We start from the raw sequence: 19414 nt of genomic DNA, 5'->3' as shown, positions 1-19414 counted from the left end.
GGTGTCACACCTTCAGGAACCGCTCCAGGGCCTCGACGACGAGCAGGTGGTCCTGGAGCTGGGGCAGGCCCGAGACCGTCACGGCGCCGACGACGCCCACGTTCTCCACGCGGACCGGGAACGAGCCGCCGTGGGCCGCGTAGGTGTCGGGGTCCAGGCGCGAGGAGTCCTCGAAGGTCGTGCCCTTGGCGCGGAAGCGGGAGCCGACCAGGTAGGAGGAGGCGCCGTAGCGCTCCACCACCCGGCGCTTGCGGGCGATCCAGGCGTCGTTGTCCGGGGTGGCGCCGGGCCGGGCGGCGTGGAAGAGCTGCTGGCCGGCGCGGTGGATGTCGATCGCGACCGGTGCCGATCGCTCCCGGGCCAGCTCGACCAGGAGCGAGCCGAGGGCCCAGGCGTCGTCGTACGTGAACCGCCGGAAGACCAGGCGGCGTTCCTGCGCCTCCAGCTCCTCGACGGACGGGGTCGGTGCGGGGGTGGTGCGGGGCGTGGTCTGGGCCATCAGAGGGTCACCGTCGTCCTGTCGCGGGCGGAGCGGCGGGCCGCTTCGAGTACGTCGAGGGCGGCGGCCGCCTCCAGGGCGGTCACAGGGCCCGGCGCGCCGTCGCGCAGGGCGCCGGCGACGGCCGCGTAGTAGGCGGGGTAGTCGCCCGGCAGGGTCGGTACGGGGGTGCCGCCGCCGGTCAGCGGGGACTCCCCGGCGCCGACGCGGCCCCACAGGGCCTCGGGTTCGGCGCCCCACTCGGGGCCGGGCCGCAGCCCTTCCCGCAGGGCCCCCTCCTGCGGGTCCAGGCCGTACTTCACATAGCCCGCCCGCGAGCCCAGCACCCGGAAACGCGGGCCGAGTTGGGAGGTCGTCGCGGAGACGTAGAGGTGGGAGCGGACGCCGCTCGCGTGGGTCACGGCGATGAAGGTGTCGTCGTCGGTCTCGGCGCCCGGGCGGCGGACGTCCGTCTCGGCGTACACCTCGGTGGCCGGGCCGAAGAGGACCAGGGCCTGGTCGACGACGTGGCTGCCGAGGTCGTAGAGGAGACCTCCGATCTCTGCCGGGTCGCCGGACTCGCGCCAGCCGCCCTTGGGCTGCGGGCGCCAGCGCTCGAAGCGGGACTCGAAGCGCCACACGTCGCCGAGCGCGCCGTCCGCGAGCAGCCGGCGCAGGGTCAGGAAGTCGTTGTCCCAGCGGCGGTTCTGGAAGACCGACAGGAGCAGGCCGCGCTCCTCGGCGAGGGCGGCGAGGTCACGGGCCTCGGCGGCGGTGCCGGCGACCGGCTTGTCGACCACGACCGGCAGGCCCGCCTTCAGGGCGGTGGTGGCGAGCGGGACGTGCGTCCGGTTCGGGGACGCGATGACGACCAGGTCCAGCTCGCCGGCGCGGTCGAACAGCTCCCAGGGGGTGGCGGCCGTGCGGACGTCCGGGAACTCGGCGCGGGCCTGCTCCTGCCGCTCGGGGTTCGAGGTGACCACGGTGTCCAGGGCGAGGCCCTCGGTAGCGGCGATCAGCGGGGCGTGGAAGACGGAGCCGGCGAGGCCGTAGCCGATCAGGCCGACGCGGAGAGGGGTGGCAGCAGCACTCATGCGACCTACTTTCGCAACGCTGTTGCCAAAGTGCAAGCGGCGGGGACAATGGGTGGCGTGAACAGGGCGAGGGCGCAGAGCGGCGGAGTGTCGGTGAGTACGGGTGGGCCGGCGGGGGCGAACCTCGGAGCGGTGCGCAGCCACAACGCCGCGCTGGTGCTGGGGCTGCTGCGGGACGCCGGGGCGGAGGGCATCAGCCGGCTCGAACTGGCCGAGCGCACCGGACTGACCCCGCAGGCCGTCAGCAAGATCACCGCACGGCTGCGGGAGCAGGGGTTCGCGGCGGAGGCCGGGCACCGGGCGTCCACCGGGGGCAAGCCGCGCACGGTGCTGCGGCTGGTGCCGGAGGCGGGGCACGCGGTCGGGGTGCACCTGGACCGTGACGAACTGCGGGCCGTGCTCGTCGACCTGGACGGTGCCGTGGTGGCGCAGCGGCGCGCGGAACTCGACCTGGGGGCCGGGGCGCCGGCCGTGCTCGGGGTGCTCGCCAGGGTGGTGGAGGAACTGGTGGAGCAGGCCCTGGGCCTCGGGGACGACGGCGCGCTCGCCGGTGTCGGGACGCTGCTCGGGGTGGGGGTGGCGCTGCCGGGACCGCTCGACCACGCGTGCGGAGTGCTGCACCGGGTCACGGGATTTCCCGAGTGGGACGGCTTCGCGCTGCGGGACGTGCTGGCGGCGCGGCTCGGGGTGGCGGTGGTGGTCGACAAGGACACGAACGCGGCCGCGCTGGGGCTCTCGGTGCGGGGCGAGGGGGGCTCCGGATCGTTCGCGTATCTGCATCTCGGCACCGGGCTCGGGGCCGGGCTGGTGATCGGCGGGAGCGTGCACCGGGGGGCGCGGACCGGGGCGGGGGAGTTCGGGCACCAGGTGATCCAGCTGGACGGTCCGCTGTGCGAGTGCGGGAACCGGGGGTGCGTGGAGGTGCTGTGCCTCGGCGCCGTGGGGCGCGGGGAGCCGGCGGAGGCGGCGCGGGTGCTGGGGGTGGCGGCGGCGAATCTGGTGGGGTTGCTGGACATCGACGCGGTGCTGCTCGGCGGGCGGACCGTGGCCGGGGCGCCGCAGGTGTACGTGCGGGGCGTCGGTGACGTGCTGGCGGCGCAGGCCCGGCGGGAGGGGATGCCGGGCGGGGCGGTGCCGGTCCGGGTCGCGCAGGGCGGCGAGGGCCTTGTCGCGGAGGGTGCCGCGCAGTTGCTGCTGGGGCGGTTGTTCGGGCGCGGGGACGCGTGACGGTGCGGTGCGCCGTGGCCGGGTTGCGAGGGCGGCCGGTCGTCCCACTGTGGAACCGACCGCATCAATCGACTCAATGGGTGACCTGAGCCCCGACGGCCTCACCGGGCACCGCAGTGAGGAGTGACCATGCGCCGCTCTCGTATCACCGGTACGGCCCTCGTCGGTGCCGGACTCGTGGCCTTCGGCGGGGCCGCCTTCGCCGCAGGTCCGGTCGGCACGGTCAGTCCCCCGAAGGTGAAGGCGGGGCAGAGCGTCCATCTCACGCTGGCCGGGTGCAGCAAGCCGCGTGAGGGCGGCCGTGCCGAGGGGCCGTCCGTCGAGACCATCGACCTCACGCTCAAGGAGACCGGCACGCTGGTCGGAACCGCCCGGATCGCCCCGGGCACGCAGCCGGGCGTGGCGCACATCTACCTGGCCTGCGCCTCGGACCCGGACGCCGTGGCCACGGTGGACGTCACCGTCGTCGGCTGACCCCGGCCCGGCTCCCCGCGCGCTCCCGGGAACCCGGCCCGACCATGGACCCATGCGACTGCGCCCAGCCCCGGCCCCGGCTCCGGCCCCGGCGGTGACCCCGTCCCCGCCCCTGTCCCCCCTCCCGCGCCTGGCCGCAGTCGTCGTCACCGTCGTGGCCGCCGGCGCTCTCCTCGTTCCCCTGTCCGCGCCGGCCGCTCGGGCTGACGGTGCGGCTGTGCGGCCCGTCTGTGCCGGTGCCGACGTGCGTGTCTTTCCGCTCATCGCCCGGATCCGCGGGGGGCCGGAGTCGTACGAGGCGGGTGGTGGGTTCGGCACCTGGAACATCGATCTCACCAACACCACCCGGCGCACCTGCACCGGTGTTCACCCGGTCGTCGTCCTCGTCGACAGCGGACGCGTCCTGAAGCCGGACCAGCCCCGGCTGGACTTCTACGACGGCTCCCGGGCCCGTCCGGTGTCGTTCGAGAGCACCGACGAGCAGGAACTGGTCGGGGTGCTGGACGCCGCCGGGTTCGACGGGTTCACCGTGCCGCCCGGCGGGACGGTCAGCGTCAGGGTCCGGCTCTCGCTCACCTCGGACGCCGTGGCCGACCGGGTCACCGCCAGCGCCGCCGTCGTCCAGCGCCGGGCAGTGGACGACGGGGACTGGGTCGGGCAGTCCGATCCGTACGTGTTCGGGATCGTGCGCGAGGGAGAGGGGGCCGAAGCCGGGGAGCGGGCAGGTGAGTTGGCGGGCACCGGGACCGGGGACGCTCCCGGTGCGGCGGCGGTCGCCGGAGCCCTGGTCGGGGTCGGCACCGGGGCGTTCCTGCTCGCGCGTCGGCGCCGCTGAGCCGGGTCCCGTACCGGAATCGCTCCCGCCGTCTGCGAATATCCCTGCGTGGACTACCCGAACGACCAGGCCCCCGGCGCCCCCGTCCGCTCCGGCATCCCCGAGCACGGGCGCATCCCCAAGTACTACGCCGTGAAGGCGCGGATAGCCGCGCTGCTGGAGGAGCTCGGGGAGGGCAGCCCCATCCCCACCGAGCGGGATCTGGCCGAGCGGTACGACGTCGCGCGCGAGACCGTGCGGCAGGCGGTGCGGGAGCTGGTGCTGGAGGGGCGGTTGCAGCGCCGCGGGCGCGGGACCGTCGTCGCCGGGCCCAAGCTCGCCCAGCCGCTGTCCCTCGCCAGCTACACCGAAGGGGTGCGCCGGCAGGGCCGTACACCCGGCCGTACCCTCGTCACCCTCGACCGCTTCCCGTGCCCCGAGGCCCTCGCCGCCGAGACCGGGCTCACCCGGGGCGAGCCCGTGTGGCACCTGGAGCGTGTGCTGCTCGCCGACGAGGAGCGGGTCGGGCTGGAGAGCACGTACGTCGCCGTCGCGCGGGTGCCCCGGCTGGACGCCGACTTCGATCCCGACTCCTCCTTCTACGGCTATCTCACCGCCCAGGGCATCGCCTTCGGTGACGCCGACGAGCGCATCGAGACCGTGCTGGCCACCCCCCGCGAGGCGCTGCTCATCGGTACGCCGCCCGCCCTGCCGATGCTGCTGATCCACCGTGTCTCGCGGGACACGGACGGCGGGCCGCTGGAGCGTGTGCGCTCGCTGTACCGGGGCGACCGGTTCTCCTTCACCACGCACCTGCGCGGCTGAGAAGCGGGTACGACGAGCACTCGGACACTCCCAGTTGCATCACGAAAAGATAACGGGTCTAGCCCAAACTTGAGGGGTCGTTCACGCTCTCGTTGACAGCCGGATATCTCCGGTTCCCCGATCCCGAGGAGCGTTGCCGACGTGAGAGTGACAGTCGTAGGAGCAGGCGTGGTGGGCACCATGCACGCCTGGCATGCGGTTCAGCGCGGCCACCAGGTCGTCCAGATCGAGCGCGAGACCGAGGCGCGCGGCGCCTCGCTGCGCAACTTCGGGCAGATCTGGGTCAGCGGCCGCGCGGGCGGAGAAGAGCTGGAGACCGCGCTGCGGGCGCGGGAGCTGTGGGAGGAGATCGGCACCCGCGTGCCGAAGCTCGGGTTCCGGGCCAACGGGTCGCTGACCCCGGTCCGCGGCCCCCTGGAACTGGCGGTCGCCGAGGCCGCCGTCGCCCGCCCGGACGCCGCCGACCGCGGCTACAAGCTGCTGCTGCCCGCCGAGGCACGCGCCCTGAACCCCGCCCTGCGCGGCGAGTTCACCGCCGCCCTGTACTGCGAGCGCGACGCGGCCGTCGAACCGCGCACCGCCCAGCTCGCCCTGCGCGAAGAACTCCTGAAGTCCCCGGACTACACCTTCCTGCCGGGCCGCGAGGTCCGCGACGTGGTCGGCCCCGGCACCGTACGGGACGACCACGGCGACGTGCACCACGCCGACGCCGTCGTCCTGTGCACCGGCGCCTGGCTCGGCGGACTCGTCCGCGAGCTGGCCGGACCCGACCTGCCCGTGCGCCGCGTCCGCCTGCAGATGATGCAGACCGACCCGCTGGGCGAGCCGCTGACCACCTCCGTCGCGGACGCCGACAGCTTCCGCTACTACCCGGCCTACGGCTCCCCGGCACTGGACGCGCTGGGCGCCGGACAGCCCCAGGCGCCGACGGCGGCCGAGCACCGGATGCAGCTGCTGATGGTGCAGCGCGCCGACGGCGGACTGACCATCGGCGACACCCACGAGTACGAGCACCCCTTCGCCTTCGACACCGTCGAGGAGCCCTACGAGCACCTCACCGCAGTCGTCGAGTCCCTGCTCGGGCGCCCGCTGCCGCGCATCCGCCGTCGCTGGGCGGGCGTGTACGCGCAGTGCACCGACACGAGCCGGGTCGTGCACCGGCAGCAGGTCGGCGACGGCGTGTGGCTGGTCACCGGGCCCGGCGGGCGCGGCATGACCTGCTCCCCGGCGATAGCCGAAACGACCGCGAACGAACTGGGCTGGTGAACACCCCCATGACCGACTTCCCGCAGGACATCCGGCTCGTCGTCCTCGACATGGCAGGCACCACCGTCGCCGACGGCGGCCTCGTCGAGCGCGCCTTCGCCGCCGCCGCTGCCGAACTCGGCGTCGAGACCGGCTCGCCCGAGCACACCGAGCACCTCGCCTACGTCCGCGCCACCATGGGCGAGTCCAAGATCTCCGTGTTCCGGCACCTGTTCGGCGCCGAGGAGAAGGCCCAGCGCGCCAACACCGCCTTCGAGAAGGCCTACGGCGAGCTGGTCGACGGCGGTCTGATCGGCCCCGTCCCCGGCGCCCGCGAGGCGATCGAGGAGCTGGCCGGCAGCGGTCGCACCGTCGTGCTGACCACCGGCTTCGCCCGCATCACCCAGGACGCCATCCTCGACGCCCTCGGCTGGCGGGACTCCTCGTTCCCCGTCTCGCTCACCCTGTGCCCGGCCGACGCCGGCGGGCGCGGACGGCCGTACCCGGACATGGTCCTCACGGCCTTCCTCCGCACCGGGGCCGCGGACGACGTGCGCCAGGTCGCCGTCGCCGGCGACACCTCGTACGACGTGCTCAGCGGGGTACGGGCGGGCGCCGGGCTGGTCGCGGGCGTACGCACCGGGGCCCACGGGGACGCCGAGTTCCACGCCGCCGGTGCCACGCACGTCCTCGACTCCGTGGCCGGGCTGCCCGCGCTGCTGTCGGGAGCGCGCTGAGATGGGCATCCGCTTCGATTCCGTCACCGTCGCCTACGACGGCAACGTCGTTCTCGACGCGCTCGACCTGACCGTCGAGCCCGGCGAGGTCATGGCGCTGCTCGGACCGTCCGGCTCCGGCAAGACCACCGCGCTGCGGGCGGTCGCCGGGTTCGTACGGCCCGTGTCCGGGCGGGTGCTCCTCGGCGGCCGGGACGTGACGGACCTGCCGCCGTACCGGCGTGGCATCGGCATGGTCGTGCAGCAGTACGCGCTCTTCCCGCACCTGCGGGTCGACGAGAACGTGGCCTTCGGGCTCAGGGCCAGGAAGACGGCCAGGAACGAGATACGGCAACGGGTCGCCGAGGCGCTGGAGATGACCGGCATGGGCGCCTACGCCCGCCGCCACCCGCGCGAGCTGTCCGGCGGACAGCAGCAGCGGGTCGCCATCGCCCGCGCGCTCGCCATCCGCCCGGACGTGCTGCTCCTGGACGAGCCGCTGTCCGCGCTGGACGCCCGGCTGCGCTCCGGGATGCTGACCGAACTTGCCCGGCTGCACCGGGAGTTGCCCGACGTCTCGATGCTGTACGTCACCCACGACCAGGTCGAGGCGCTGACCCTGGCCGACCGGATCGCCGTCATGGACAAGGCGCGGCTCCAGTCCTGCGGCACGCCGAGGGAGCTGTACCGCTCCCCGGCCGACGAGTTCACCGCCTCCTTCGTGGGCGGCGCGAACCTGGTGCCCGTGACCGTGGGGGCCGGCGGGGTCTCCTTCGCGGGGGCCGAGCTGACGGTCGACACGAACGGGGTGGCCGCGGGAGCGCGGGCCACGCTGTGCGTACGGCCGCACGTCGTCGGCCTGGGCCAGGGCCCCAACCAACTCACCGGCGTCGTACGGGAGATCCAGTGGCGGGGCGCCACCCACCGGCTGTACGTCGAGGTCGACGGGCACACGGTCATGGCGGACGTGCGTGAACTGAAGGCTCCGCCGGCCCACGGCGACCTCGTGCGCCTGCACTTCGCGCCCGACGACGCGGTACTGCTGCCCGCCGGAGTCAGTCATGCCTAGGCGCCTGTTGTGGGCCCTGCCCCCCGTGGCCCTGCTCGCCCTCTTCTTCCTCTACCCCCTCGCCCTCGTCGTCCAGCAGTCCTTCCAGCCAGACTCCGGCGGCACCTCCCTCAAGCCGTACGCCGACGTCTTCGCCTCCGACGCCTTCCGGCACGCGCTGTGGACCACCGTCTGGCTGGCGCTCGCCTCCACCGCCGGGTGCCTGCTGCTCGGTTTCCTGCTGGCGCTGGTCATCGCGTTCGTGCCGTTCCCCGGGGCGAAGGGGGTGGCGCGGTTCATCGACGTGTACCTGTCCTTCCCGTCCTTCCTCATCACGCTGGCCCTGCTGTTCATCTACGGCAGCACGGGCATCGTCGGCTCCTTCCAGTTCCTCACCACGCCCTGGGGCGTGCTGCTGGCGGAGGTCACCTACTTCACGCCGTTCGTGATGCGGCCCCTGCTCGCCGCCTTCTCGCAGCTGGACACCGCCCAGCTGGAGGCGGCCGGTTCGCTGGGCGCGCGGGCGCCGCGGATCGTGCGGCAGGTGATCCTCCCGGAGGCGCTGCCCGCGCTCGCGGCCGGCGGGAGCCTCGTCCTGGTGCTCTGTCTCAACGAGTTCGGCATCGTGCTGTTCACCGGCGCCAAGGGCGTCACCACCCTGCCGATGCTCGTCTACAGCAAGGCGATCCTGGAGTCCGACTACCCGGGCGCGTGCGTGGTCGCCGTCGTCAACGTCCTGATCTCCGTGGGCCTCTACGCCCTCTACCGGGTGGTGAGCCGTCGTGCTGGTGCATAGCCGCGGGGCCAGGTGGGCCGTGTGGACGGTGTTCGCCGTCCTCTTCCTGCCGCTGTTCGCCCTGCCCCTCCTCGTCATCCTCGGCGCCTCCTTCGCCACCCACTGGTCCGGCGTCCTGCCCGCGGGCGCGACCGTCGCCAACTACCGTGCCGCAACCCGGGGCGAGGCCCTCCAGGCGCTCACCACCAGCCTGCTCACGGCCGTCGGCGCCAGCGTGCTCGCGCTGACCGCCGGCACCTGGGCCGCGCTGGCCGCGGCGGGGCTGAGGAAGCGGTACCGCAGGATCATGGACGCCCTGTTCGTCCTGCCGGTCGCCGTCCCCTCCGTCGTGGTCGGACTGTCGGTCCTCGTCGCCTTCTCCAAGCCGCCGCTGCTGCTCAACGGCACCCGGTGGATCGTGATCCTCGCGCACACCGTGCTGGTCACGGCCTTCGCCCACCAGTCCGTGTCGGCGGCGATCACCCGCCTCGACCCGGCCTACGAACAGGCCGCCGCCTCCCTCGGCGCCCGCCCCGCCCACGTCCTGTGGCGGGTCCGCCTCCCCCTCCTGCTGCCCTCCCTCACCGCCGCCGCCGGCCTCTGCTTCGCCCTGTCCATGGGCGAGCTGAGCGCCACGATGATGCTCTATCCGCCCGACTGGACCCCGCTGCCGGTCCTGATCTACGCGGCCACCGACCGGGGCGCCCTGTTCACCGGCTCGGCCGTGGCCGTGGTGCTGATGGCCGCGACCCTGCTCGTCCTGTTCGCCGTCTCCCGGGTCCGCACCCGGGCGTCGTACCGCTGACATCCCCCGCACGGACCACCCCCACCGCAGACCTCCCCCCCACTCCCGTAACCCCCGTGAAAACGCCAGGAGTTGGCCTCGCCATGCCCAGAAACCGCGTCTCGCTCGCCATCGCCCTCGCCCTGCTCGCCACCCCCGCACTGTCCGCCTGCGGCACCTCCACCGCCTCCGACGCCAAGGAGGTCACCGTCTACAGCGCCGACGGCCTCAAGGGCGAGAACGGCGACGGCTGGTACGACCGGGTCTTCGCGGACTTCACCAAGCAGACCGGCATCAAGGTCAAGTACGTCGAGGGCGGCTCCGGCGAGATGGTGCAGCGCGCCGTCCGCGAGAAGAGCAACCCGCAGGCCGACGTGCTGGTCACCCTTCCGCCCTTCATCCAGGAGGCCGACGCCAAGGGCCTGCTGCAGAAGTACGAGGTGAAGGACTCCGACCAGGTCAGCGGCGCCGACAAGGCGGTCGACGGCTCCTGGATCTCCGTCGTCAACAACTACTTCGGCTTCGTCTACAACAGGAAGGAGCTGAGGCAGGCCCCGAAGACCTGGAACGACCTGCTCGACGCCAAGTTCAAGAACAAGCTCCAGTACTCCACCCCGGGCGTCGCCGGCGACGGCACCGCCGTCCTCATCAAGGCCATCCACGACTTCGGCGGCAAGGAGCAGGCCCTCGCCTACCTGAAGAAGCTCCAGGCCAACAACGTCGGCCCGTCCGCCTCCACCGGCAAGCTCGCGCCCAAGGTCGACAAGGGCGAACTCCTCGCCGCCAACGGCGACGTGCAGATGAACTACGCGCAGGCCAAGACCATGCCGAACCTCGGCATCTGGTTCCCGGCCGACAAGGACGGCAAGCCCTCCACCTTCGCCCTGCCCTACGCGGCCGGCCTGGTCACCAAGGCCCCGCACAGCGAGAACGGCAAGAAGCTGCTCGACTTCATGCTCGCGCAGAAGCAGCAGCAGGAGGTCAGCTCCGTCGGCGGCGGCTTCAGCGCCCGCCAGGACGTCAAGGCCACCGACGCCAACGCCATCGCCCTCACCAGGATCATGGACGGCGTCGACTTCTTCGAGCCCGACTGGAACGACATCAACAAGAACCTCACGTCGTACGTCGAGGACTGGAAGTCGGCGACCGGCAGCTGAGCCGATCGACAGACGGACGGCGGGGTCAGGATCAGGCCACGCTGACCAGGGGGTGTCGTTTGGAACAGGCCGGCCGTGAGGAGCGGTGCCTGTCGGCTGACCCGAGCGGGGTCTGCGCGTGCCAGACCTCGCGACGCCGGGATGATCCAAAACGGCACCCCCTAGGCTGGGGGGCGTCGGTACGCCGTGGTTCCGGCGCCCCCGCTTTGCCTTGTCGACCGCACGTACGCCAGGAGACGCACAACATGGCAGACCGCAAGCCGATCGAGTCGTGGCTCACCGACATGGACGGTGTCCTGATCCACGAGGGCGTTCCGATCCCCGGCGCCGACGCCTTCCTGAAGAAGCTGCGCGAATCCGGCCGGCCCTTCCTGGTGCTGACCAACAACTCCATCTACACCGCCCGCGACCTGCACGCCCGGCTGCGCCGGATGGGCCTGGACGTGCCGGTGGAGAACATCTGGACCTCGGCGCTCGCCACCGCCCAGTTCCTGAACGACCAGCGGCCCGGCGGCAGCGCCTACGTCATCGGCGAGGCCGGTCTGACCACGGCCCTGCACGACATCGGCTACATCCTCACCGACCACGAGCCCGACTTCGTGATCCTCGGCGAGACCCGCACCTACTCCTTCGAGGCCCTGACCAAGGCCGTCCGGCTGATCAACGACGGCGCCCGGTTCGTCGCCACCAACCCCGACAACGTCGGCCCCTCCATCGAGGGCGACCTGCCCGCCACCGGTTCGGTCGCCGCCCTGATCACCGCCGCGACCGGCAAGAAGCCGTACTTCGTCGGCAAGCCCAATCCGCTGATGATGCGCGCCGGACTCAACGCGATCGGCGCCCACTCCGAGACCTCCGCGATGATCGGCGACCGCATGGACACCGACGTGCTCGCGGGTCTGGAGGCCGGGATGCGCACGTTCCTGGTGCTCAGCGGGGTCACCCAGCCGGACGCCGTCGACCGGTACCCCTTCCGCCCCTCCCGGGTCGTCGACTCCATCGCGGACCTGGTCGACCTCGTCTGACACAGCTGACCAGCGGCTTTCAAACCCGGGCCCACCCATATGGAGCAATCGGGCGCCCCCAGAGGATGCGGGGGCGCCTGTGCCGGGGGAGCCTCCAGATAACTGGAGGTTCACGATGGGCTCAATTCGCCTCACTGTCTGTACCGGAATCCTGGCCGTCGCCGCCCTCACACCGTCGGCTCACGCGGCCGACGGCGGCTCGGTCTCCGTGACTCCCGGCTCCCCGTCCCCCGGTACCGACGTCTCCCTGCGTGTCCGCGGCTGCTCCGGTCCCGAGGGCACCGCGGTCTCGGGCGCCTTCGTCTCCGACGCGCGGCTGACCGGCAAAGGAGGCTCCCTCTCCGGCGAGACCCGCGTCCGCTCCTCCCTCGCGCCCGGTGTCTACGACGTGCGGATCACCTGCGCCGACTACGTCATCAGCGGACGGATCACGGTGGCGGGCGGCCGCGGCGCCGCCCGCGGAACGGCCCAGGGATCCGCCCGGGGAACCGACCCCGGATCCGCCTGGGGCACGGACCAGGGAAGCAGACAGACCGAACAGACCGAACAGACCGGACAGGCCGGGGAGTCGGACCGGCGGCCCGACGCCGCCGCCTCCCCCGTCGCCCCGGTCCACGCGGGCGGCGGCGGCACCGCCACGCACTTCGCCACCGTGGCCACCAGTGAGTCCGGCCCCGACGCCGCCGAGACGGTCACCGGCCTCGGGCTGGCCGGGGTCGCCGCGCTCGCCGTCGGGCTCCGCGGCCACCGGGGCCGCGACCGCCGTACCGGCCGCTGACGGGCCCGCATGACCGACGACCAGGGGCAGCCCGGCACCGGCACCGGCCGGCTGGTCACCCTCGCCACCTGGGCGCTGCTGCTGCTCGGGCTGTGGCTGTGGGGCAGGGCGGTCACCGGCGTACCGGGCGACCCGGCCACCGGTGGCACCTGGGCCTCCGGAGCCGTCGACCCCGCCAAGCTGCCCCGCGCGGCCGCGCCGCTCGGCGACGCGCTGCCGCAGCGCGTGGACATCCCCCGGCTCGGGGTGCAGGCCCCCGTGGTGGCCCGCGGCCTCGACGCCGAGGGCGCCGTCGACCCGCCGCCGTTCGACCAGCCGGGCGTGGTCGGCTGGTACGGCGCCGGCACCAGACCCGGCGCCAAGGGCGCCGCCCTCCTGGTCGGACACGTCGACACCGCGACCCGGCCCGGCGTCTTCTACAAGCTCAGCACGCTCACGCCGGGCGCGACGGTCCGGGTGGTCCGCTCGGACGGCAAGGTCGCCCGCTTCACCGTCGACGACGTCCGCGTCATGCCCCGCACCGGCTTCGACGCCCACCAGGCCTACGGCCCTCACCGCCCCGGTCGCGCCGAACTGCGCCTGATCACCTGCGGCGGCGCCTTCGACCGCACCACGAGCTCCTACACCGCCAACGTGGTGGTCGACGCCTACCTCACCGGCACCACCCACTGACCATGCACGCCCCGGCATGGGGGGGACCGGCCGGATACGTCGGTGCGGGCCGATGTCCGCGGGAGTGTGCTCCTGTCGGCTTCGACGTCCACCGGGTCCGGGCCCGCCCGTGCGGCCGTCGGCGTCTCCCTCACGGGCACCACCCACTGACCATGCACGCCGTGCGAACGCGAACCTCACCGGGACCACCCCCTGACCCCGCACGCCCCGGCGTGCGACCTCGTGACGGGGCGTCCGGATATGTCAGCATGGGACGGCACCCGGACCAGTGCGCCCAGGGGGGAAACGGATGGACGACAGCAGGGGGGCCCAGGCGAGTGCGCGGGCGTCCGCGGCGGTGGTGCTGGGGGCGGCGCTGCTGCTCGCCGGCTGCTCTTCGGGAGGCGCAGGCGGCGACAAGAACGCCGACGCGGGCGCCCGGATCACCCAACAGCCCAGGTCCGTCGACCCGTTCTGGGTGAACCCGGACGGCACGGCGGCCCGTCAGCTCGCCGCCTACACCAAGGCGGGCAAGGCGTCCGACGCCGAGCAGATCCGGAAGATCGCCGAGCAGCCCGTGGGGGAGTGGATCGGCCCGGAGAACCCCGAGCAGGAGGCCCGCGGCTTCACCGAGGCCGCCCAGCAGGCCGACCGTACGGCCCTGCTCGTGCTCTACGACATCCCGCACCGCGACTGCGGCCAGTACTCCCAGGGCGGCGCCGCCGACGGCAACGCCTACCGCGCCTGGATCGACGGCGTGGCCCGGGGCGTCCAGGACCGCCCGGCCGTCGTCGTCCTCGAACCGGACGCCGTACTGCACCTGGTGGACGGCTGCACGCCGAACCAGTTCCACGAGGAGCGCTACGACCTGCTCCGGGGCGCGATCACCACGCTCAAGTCCCTGAAGAACACCAAGGTCTACCTCGACGCGGGCAACGCCGGCTGGGGCCACCCGGACCAGATCTTCCCGTCCCTCCAGCAGGCCGGCATCGCCCAGGCCGACGGCTTCGCCGTGAACGTCTCCAACTTCTACTCCACCCAGGACTCCCTCGCCTACGGCAGACAGCTCTCGGCGAAGGTGGGCGGCAAGCACTTCGTCATCGACACCAGCCGCAACGGCAACGGCCCCGCCACACAGGGCGATCCGGGCCAGCGCTGGTGCAACCCGCCGGGCCGCGCCCTCGGCGAGACCCCGACGACGAAGACGTCCGACCCCCTCGTGGACGCCTACCTGTGGGTCAAGCGCCCGGGGGAGTCGGACGGGACGTGCAAGGGGGGCCCGAAGGCGGGGGACTGGTGGGCGGGCTACGCACTCGCCCTGGCCCGCAACAGCAAGCAGCCCTAAGGCACCTTGACCCACTGTGCGACGGACGGCGTCCCCTGGTCGTCGTCCGCGAACAGCATGTACCAGCCGGACGGCACCAGATTCCGGTTCGTCGGCACGGTCACCGTGAGCTTGTTCCCGGACGCCTTGAAGTCCAGCGCGATCGACCGCTGGTCCACGTCCGTCACATGCGTCGACGCGCTCGGCCGGATCAGCCGCATCTTCCTGATGCCGGCCGCCTGCCGCGACGTGAACGTCCCCGAGGCGCCCCGGGCGATCGTCTGCGGACCGCCGCTCAGCGACGGCCGCGAACCCCGGTACAGATAGGGCGGGGTGTAGATCTCGATCCGCTGCTCGAACGTCCCCGGTTTGGTGTTCGCCTTGTCGCCGTACAGCGAGTCGGAGCCGAAGAACATCACCCGCCCGTCCGGCAGCAGGATCGACCCGGAGTGGTAGTTGCGGCCCACCAGCGGATCGGCGACCTGTGTGAAGCTGTTGCTGTCGGGGTGGTACAGCCGCGCCTGCAGGATGTTGGAGTCGCTGCGCCCCCGGTAGTCCTCCGAGCCGCCCGACACCAGCACCGTGTCGTCCGGCAGGACCGAGGACTGCGGATACCGGGTTCCCTTCTCCAGCGACGGTCCGTCCACGAACGCGGGCTTCCTGGCCTTCAGGTCGATGAGCCGCGTCTTCTTGCTCGACAGCTTCGACTCACCGACCCCGCCGCCGCCGATCACCATGAACTTCTCGTCCTGTGCCGGCGGCAGCAGCACGGTCCCGGAGGTCTCCATCATGTTCGGGTCGCTGAGCCCGGGCAGCTTCGTGAAGGCGTTGCTGCCGACGTCCCAGATGCCGGGCTCCCGGCCCACGTCGTCCGGGCCGTACCCCGCGTTGGACCCCGAGTAGAAGATCTTCCCGTTCTGCATCAGGAACAGCGCCGGGTACGTCGGGAACTGCCGGGTCGTCTTCGTGTACGTCCACTTCTTCGTCGCCGGGTCGAAGATCTCGTTCTTGCCCGGTACCAGCTGGCCGATGTCGTCCAGGCCCGAGACGCTGAGGACCCTGCCGTCCGACAGGGTCGTGAGCGTCGGGTACCAGCGGGCCTCGTTCATCGGGTCGACCTTGATGTACCGCTCGGCGACCGGGTCGAACTCGTAGGCGTCCTTGATGCCTTCGAAGTCCTTCTTGTCGAGGGCGAGCTTCTGCGCGATGCCGTACGTGTTGCGCGCGTCGGCGCCGGCCAGACCCTGGATCGTGTAGTTGTCCTGGGTGCCGGTCTCGTACTGGGTGCCCTCGCGCGGCGCCTCGACGTAGACGCGGCCGTAACCGGGGTTGTTCCGCAGCCACTTGCCGCTCTTGTCGAAGACCTTCGTCGCGCGCGGGAGGAGCACCGGGTCCTGTGAGACGAACGTCTGGCCGTTCTGCTTGCCGGTGAACCGTGTGCCGGCCGGCAGCGTCATCGGCTTGTCCGGGTTCTCGTTGTAGAGGATCATGACGCCGCCGGCCTTCTTGACGTCACCCTTGAGCTTCTCGTACCGCTTGGTGCCGCCGGCGATCAGGATGTTGCCGTTGCCGAGCTGGGTGTGGCCGGTGCAGAACAGGTCGGCCGGGGTGGGCACCTTCTTGATCGTGCCCTTGACCGGGTCCCAGATCCGGGTGTCGAACTTCTTGGCGTTGAAGTTGTCCTGGTTGTTGCCCGAGCCCGCGATCATCAGGATCTTCCCGGTGCGCAGCAGGGACGCGTGGATCGTGTCCTGCCGGAACTGCTTGGGGAACTCGATGATGTCCCAGTGGCCGTTCTCGGCCTTGTACTCGGGTCTGTTGATCTTGTACTGGTGGTACTGCGCGGTGGTGAAGCGGTAGACCCACGGCCCGTTCATCCCGGCCAGCGCGAGCACCACCGCCGTGCCGATCGCGAGCCTGCGGGCGCGACGGCGGCCTGCCTGGTCCTTCATTCCTTACGTCCCCCAAGTCCGCCCAGGGCGATCTGCATGGTCTGTTCGTTCGTCTCCGGTGCCGGGCCCGCCGGCGGTCCGGCGCTCGCCCAGGACGGCCGCTGCTGCGGCGCCGGCGCCGGGTGCGGCGCGGCGGGCACCGCGTCCTGCGGCCCGCTCCCCGCCGCCACGGGCGCGGGCCTGCGCCGCTCCTGCCACAGCGTGTACCGCCAGGCGAGGATCGGCGAGGCGGTGATCAGCAGCGCGAGGGCCGCCCAGACGATCATCGCCGGGTGGGAGTGTCCGAACACGAAACCGGCGGCGAGCGAGCCGCCGAAGACCAGGATGAAGAACCAGTGCACCCTGAACGTCCCGAACAGCGTGTCGGGGCTGGCCGACTCGCCCTTGGGCGTCACCACGAACGTGCTCTTGCGGCGCAGCACCGCGTCCATCAGCGAGCGGGCGTAGATCGGCGCGGACAGCGCGGACATCACCATGCCCGCGACACCGCCCGAACCCTCCGGCTCGTGCGGGGAGACGTTGTGCCGCCGGTTCCAGACGTACAGGCCGATCTGGAGCGCGGAGGCGTTGCCGTACAGCATCAGCCACACGGTCGGGTCGATGTTCACGCCCGAGGCGCCCAGCCCGAGGAACAGGGCGCAACTGAGCGCCGCGAGGATCCAGTTGAGGGCGGACATCGGGTAGAAGATGATCATCATCGTGTAGTTGAAGAGCTTGCCCGGCCCCAGTGTGAACAGGCCCTTCCCGTACTGCTTGAGGATCGTCTCGTACGTCCCACGCGACCAGCGCAGCTGCTGCGTGAAGAAGTCCGTCCAGGCGTTCGGGCCCTCGCCGACGGCGAGGACGTCCGGCGTGTAGACGGACTTCCACTTCCGCCCCGTCGCCGGGTTCTTGGCCCGGTGCATCTCGAAGCCGGTCGCCATGTCCTCGGTGATCGAGTCGTACAGCCCGCCGATCTGCTTGAGCGCCCTGATCCGTACGGCGTTGGAGGTGCCGACGAACATGGGGGCGCCGTAGCGGTTGCCGGCGCGCTGGATCAGGGCGTGGAAGAGGAACTGCTGGGACTCGGCGGCCTTGGTGACGAACGTGTCGTAGTTGCCGTAGACCTGCGGGCCGATGACGAAGCCGACGTCCGGGTCGCGGAAGTAACCGAGCATCCGCTCCAGGTAGTTGGGCAGCGGGACGTGGTCGGTGTCGACGGAGGCGAAGTAGTCGTAGGCGTCGCCGTGCGCCTCCAGCCAGGCGTTGTAGTTGCCGTGCTTGGTCTTCGCGCGGTGCGGGCCCTTGGGCCGGTTCCACCGCTCCACGCCCTTGCGGGTGAAGTGGTGCACGCCGAGCCGGGCGCAGACCTCCTTGACGGCCGGGTCGTCGCCCTCGTCCAGCAGCCACACGTGCAGCAGGCCCCGGTGGCGCAGCTTCACCGCCGCCTCCAGGGTCTTCGTCACCATCTCCAGCGGCTCCTTGCCGGGCACGAAGGTGGTGATGAAGGCGACCCGGGTGCCGGTCTCGGGCACGACCGGGACCGGGTCACGGGCGACCAGCGTGGCGTGCGCGTTGGACAGCACGTTCAGGCAGCGGAAGAACTCGATCAGCCCGATCGAGACGAGCATGACGACGTCGAGGGCCGGCAGGAAGTCGTAGGCGGGATAGTCGCGTTCGGTCCAGTGCGCGGGGCGCAGCAGCCAGAACAGCAGGACCAGCGAGAGGACCGGGGCCGCGCCCAGCATGAGCGCCGCGCGTATCCGGTGCGGTTCCTGGGACAGCAGTGACCGGTACGCCACCGTGTACGGCTTCGCCGGGTCGGGCTGGGTGAGCGGGCCGGCGAGCCGGCTGTAGTGCTCGTAGTCGTATCTCGGCAGGCTCTTCCGTATACGGCGGAACTGACCCGTCCGATGGGTGACCGCCCTCAGCTGAGTGGTCCGTGACGGGTCGTCGGTCTGATCGTGAGCGTGGCTCTGCCCGGCGCCCCTCGGCGTCGACGTCATGAGTCATTCCCCCCACACGCAGTGCACCGCGTGTTTCTTGATCAATGGTGGCGCGAGTGACGGCGCGTTTCCCCACGTCTTCCCCACTCCATAGACACAGGATCGCGCCCTTCCGGTTGCAGGGGCCCCCTCCCCGTCGGTGTGCAACCGGTTGCTTCCCCCCAACTGCCGCCAATGGGCCGCAGCTTGGACATCCAGGGTTCTACGCCGTTCGGCATGATCGCAAGACGCGAAACGCGGTGTTTACGGGTCAAACCCGTTCATTGTGGCGCGGGTGGGGCTCGGGGGATCGGGGTGCGCCGGTGCTCCCGGAGGGCCGGGGCGCGCCGGTCGTGGAGAGGCGGACGCGGATGTTGCCGAAGTGATCCCTTATGGCCTCCTCCGCCCGCAGCGAGTCCCCGGACCGGACCGCGTCCAGGATCTCCCGGTGCTGGCGACAGGTGACCCGGGGGTCCTGCGGCACGTCCACCAGATCCCGCTGCACCCGGTGGAAGGCGTCCCAGAACGCCTCCAGCACCTCGCTCAGCAGCGCGTTGTCCAGCCCTCGGTAGAGGGTGGCGTGAAAGGCGCGGTCGGTCTCGGCGAGGCCGGCTCCCTGTGCGGCCTCCTGTTCCATACGGGCGACGAGGGCATCCAGTTCACCGAGGTCCGACTCGGGCAGCCGCCCGGCCAGCCGCGAGACCAGCCCGGTCTCCACGGCCTCGCGCAGCTCCAGCAGCTGGAGCAGGGAATCCTCGCCCCGGTAGTGCCCGGCGACCGTACGGAAGGCCAGGCCCTCGATCATCGGTGCGAACGACATCGGGCCGACGTACGTCCCGAACCCGTGCCGGATCTCCACGATGCCCATCGCCTGGAGCGCCTTCAGCGCCTCGCGCACCGAGTTCCGGCTCGCCCCGAGGTACTCCATCAGCTCCGGCTCGGTCGGCAGCAGGGCACCCGAGGGCAGCCGCCGCTCGACGATCAGCTTCTTGATCCGCTCCTGGAGATCCCGGGCTGCCATGGCCAGAGCGTATCCGGCCAAACGAGGGGATCGGCAGAGGGATATCGGTGCAATGCGGCGAA

General features: G+C 71.8%; 19 protein-coding genes. 14 read left to right on the top strand and 5 right to left on the bottom strand.

The features are described 5' to 3' along the window. Positions 1-4 precede the first annotated feature (4 nt). Together BIV25_RS11920 and BIV25_RS11915 are read right to left on the bottom strand one after the other, a co-directional pair. Complete coding sequence (locus tag BIV25_RS11920) at positions 5-499, bottom strand: heme-degrading domain-containing protein (protein WP_071372212.1); 495 nt, start codon at positions 497-499, stop codon at positions 5-7. After that, positions 499-1572, bottom strand: coding sequence for a Gfo/Idh/MocA family oxidoreductase (locus BIV25_RS11915; protein ID WP_071372211.1), 1074 nt, complete (start codon positions 1570-1572; stop codon positions 499-501). The genes BIV25_RS11920 and BIV25_RS11915 overlap by 1 nt, the downstream gene beginning before the upstream one ends. A gap of 48 nt (positions 1573-1620) precedes the next feature. Between BIV25_RS11915 and BIV25_RS11910 the strand changes: the two genes are divergently transcribed. The 14 genes from BIV25_RS11910 to BIV25_RS11845 all read left to right on the top strand — a co-directional run bounded on the left by BIV25_RS11910 (position 1621) and on the right by BIV25_RS11845 (position 14436). Next, complete coding sequence (locus tag BIV25_RS11910; RefSeq protein WP_071372210.1) at positions 1621-2799, top strand: ROK family transcriptional regulator; 1179 nt, start codon at positions 1621-1623, stop codon at positions 2797-2799. Between the two features lie 129 nt (positions 2800-2928). Then, positions 2929-3273 (top strand): hypothetical protein, encoded by a 345-nt coding sequence (locus BIV25_RS11905; RefSeq protein ID WP_071372209.1) that lies wholly within the window; start codon positions 2929-2931, stop codon positions 3271-3273. A 52-nt stretch (positions 3274-3325) separates the two neighbouring features. Beyond that, a complete protein-coding gene (locus tag BIV25_RS11900) occupies positions 3326-4108 on the top strand; it encodes a hypothetical protein (protein ID WP_256255762.1) in 783 nt (260 codons plus the stop codon). A 48-nt stretch (positions 4109-4156) separates the two neighbouring features. Next, entirely contained in the window at positions 4157-4912 is a 756-nt protein-coding gene (locus BIV25_RS11895) for a GntR family transcriptional regulator (protein ID WP_071372208.1), read from the top strand. Positions 4913-5053: 141 nt separating this feature from the next. Further along, positions 5054-6178, top strand: a complete 1125-nt coding sequence (locus BIV25_RS11890) for a TIGR03364 family FAD-dependent oxidoreductase (protein WP_071372207.1) — start codon at positions 5054-5056, stop codon at positions 6176-6178. A gap of 8 nt (positions 6179-6186) precedes the next feature. Continuing rightward, positions 6187-6894, top strand: a complete 708-nt coding sequence (locus BIV25_RS11885; RefSeq protein ID WP_107486076.1) for a phosphonatase-like hydrolase — start codon at positions 6187-6189, stop codon at positions 6892-6894. Position 6895: 1 nt separating this feature from the next. Further along, positions 6896-7942 (top strand): ABC transporter ATP-binding protein, encoded by a 1047-nt coding sequence (locus BIV25_RS11880; RefSeq protein ID WP_071372205.1) that lies wholly within the window; start codon positions 6896-6898, stop codon positions 7940-7942. Next, positions 7935-8717 carry a 2-aminoethylphosphonate ABC transporter permease subunit gene (locus BIV25_RS11875; protein WP_071372204.1) on the top strand — a complete coding sequence of 261 codons (783 nt, stop codon included), beginning with the start codon at positions 7935-7937 and terminating at the stop codon, positions 8715-8717. The genes BIV25_RS11880 and BIV25_RS11875 overlap by 8 nt, the downstream gene beginning before the upstream one ends. Then, positions 8704-9501 (top strand): ABC transporter permease, encoded by a 798-nt coding sequence (locus BIV25_RS11870; protein ID WP_177235241.1) that lies wholly within the window; start codon positions 8704-8706, stop codon positions 9499-9501. The genes BIV25_RS11875 and BIV25_RS11870 overlap by 14 nt, the downstream gene beginning before the upstream one ends. An 83-nt stretch (positions 9502-9584) precedes the next feature. Further along, positions 9585-10637 carry a 2-aminoethylphosphonate ABC transporter substrate-binding protein gene (locus BIV25_RS11865; RefSeq protein WP_071372202.1) on the top strand — a complete coding sequence of 351 codons (1053 nt, stop codon included), beginning with the start codon at positions 9585-9587 and terminating at the stop codon, positions 10635-10637. Positions 10638-10882: 245 nt separating this feature from the next. Further along, positions 10883-11662 (top strand): HAD-IIA family hydrolase, encoded by a 780-nt coding sequence (locus BIV25_RS11860; protein WP_071372201.1) that lies wholly within the window; start codon positions 10883-10885, stop codon positions 11660-11662. Between the two features lie 115 nt (positions 11663-11777). Next, on the top strand, positions 11778-12440 hold the full coding sequence (locus tag BIV25_RS11855) for a hypothetical protein (RefSeq protein ID WP_071372200.1): 663 nt from the start codon (positions 11778-11780) through the stop codon (positions 12438-12440). A 9-nt stretch (positions 12441-12449) separates the two neighbouring features. Then, a complete protein-coding gene (locus BIV25_RS11850) occupies positions 12450-13112 on the top strand; it encodes a class F sortase (protein ID WP_071372199.1) in 663 nt (220 codons plus the stop codon). A gap of 289 nt (positions 13113-13401) precedes the next feature. Beyond that, entirely contained in the window at positions 13402-14436 is a 1035-nt protein-coding gene (locus BIV25_RS11845; protein WP_071372198.1) for a glycoside hydrolase family 6 protein, read from the top strand. Here BIV25_RS11845 and BIV25_RS11840 read toward each other — a convergent pair. The 3 genes from BIV25_RS11840 to BIV25_RS11830 all read right to left on the bottom strand — a co-directional run bounded on the left by BIV25_RS11840 (position 14433) and on the right by BIV25_RS11830 (position 19352). Continuing rightward, positions 14433-16367, bottom strand: a complete 1935-nt coding sequence (locus tag BIV25_RS11840) for a galactose oxidase-like domain-containing protein (RefSeq protein WP_071372197.1) — start codon at positions 16365-16367, stop codon at positions 14433-14435. The genes BIV25_RS11845 and BIV25_RS11840 overlap by 4 nt on opposite strands. After that, positions 16364-18352, bottom strand: a complete 1989-nt coding sequence (locus BIV25_RS11835; protein ID WP_071372196.1) for a glycosyltransferase family 2 protein — start codon at positions 18350-18352, stop codon at positions 16364-16366. The genes BIV25_RS11840 and BIV25_RS11835 overlap by 4 nt, the downstream gene beginning before the upstream one ends. A gap of 250 nt (positions 18353-18602) precedes the next feature. Further along, complete coding sequence (locus tag BIV25_RS11830) at positions 18603-19352, bottom strand: FadR/GntR family transcriptional regulator (protein ID WP_071372195.1); 750 nt, start codon at positions 19350-19352, stop codon at positions 18603-18605. Positions 19353-19414 lie beyond the last annotated feature (62 nt).

This window comes from Streptomyces sp. MUSC 14 (assembly GCF_001866675.1).
In the GTDB taxonomy this organism is placed as follows: Bacteria; Actinomycetota; Actinomycetes; order Streptomycetales; family Streptomycetaceae; genus Streptomyces.
Note: the sequence above shows the minus strand (reverse complement) of the source record. Positions and strands in the feature narration are given on the sequence as shown.

Coding starts and splice junctions, on each gene's coding strand:
- BIV25_RS11860 (WP_071372201.1), top strand. CDS start 10,883: ATGGCAGACCGCAAGCCGATCGAGTCGTGGCTCACCGACATGGACGGT.
- BIV25_RS11885 (WP_107486076.1), top strand. CDS start 6,187: ATGACCGACTTCCCGCAGGACATCCGGCTCGTCGTCCTCGACATGGCA.
- BIV25_RS11835 (WP_071372196.1), bottom strand. CDS start 18,352: ATGACGTCGACGCCGAGGGGCGCCGGGCAGAGCCACGCTCACGATCAG.
- BIV25_RS11845 (WP_071372198.1), top strand. CDS start 13,402: ATGGACGACAGCAGGGGGGCCCAGGCGAGTGCGCGGGCGTCCGCGGCG.
- BIV25_RS11900 (WP_256255762.1), top strand. CDS start 3,326: ATGCGACTGCGCCCAGCCCCGGCCCCGGCTCCGGCCCCGGCGGTGACC.
- BIV25_RS11850 (WP_071372199.1), top strand. CDS start 12,450: ATGACCGACGACCAGGGGCAGCCCGGCACCGGCACCGGCCGGCTGGTC.
- BIV25_RS11865 (WP_071372202.1), top strand. CDS start 9,585: ATGCCCAGAAACCGCGTCTCGCTCGCCATCGCCCTCGCCCTGCTCGCC.
- BIV25_RS11875 (WP_071372204.1), top strand. CDS start 7,935: ATGCCTAGGCGCCTGTTGTGGGCCCTGCCCCCCGTGGCCCTGCTCGCC.
- BIV25_RS11830 (WP_071372195.1), bottom strand. CDS start 19,352: ATGGCAGCCCGGGATCTCCAGGAGCGGATCAAGAAGCTGATCGTCGAG.
- BIV25_RS11905 (WP_071372209.1), top strand. CDS start 2,929: ATGCGCCGCTCTCGTATCACCGGTACGGCCCTCGTCGGTGCCGGACTC.
- BIV25_RS11855 (WP_071372200.1), top strand. CDS start 11,778: ATGGGCTCAATTCGCCTCACTGTCTGTACCGGAATCCTGGCCGTCGCC.
- BIV25_RS11880 (WP_071372205.1), top strand. CDS start 6,896: ATGGGCATCCGCTTCGATTCCGTCACCGTCGCCTACGACGGCAACGTC.
- BIV25_RS11840 (WP_071372197.1), bottom strand. CDS start 16,367: ATGAAGGACCAGGCAGGCCGCCGTCGCGCCCGCAGGCTCGCGATCGGC.
- BIV25_RS11915 (WP_071372211.1), bottom strand. CDS start 1,572: ATGAGTGCTGCTGCCACCCCTCTCCGCGTCGGCCTGATCGGCTACGGC.
- BIV25_RS11910 (WP_071372210.1), top strand. CDS start 1,621: ATGGGTGGCGTGAACAGGGCGAGGGCGCAGAGCGGCGGAGTGTCGGTG.
- BIV25_RS11920 (WP_071372212.1), bottom strand. CDS start 499: ATGGCCCAGACCACGCCCCGCACCACCCCCGCACCGACCCCGTCCGTC.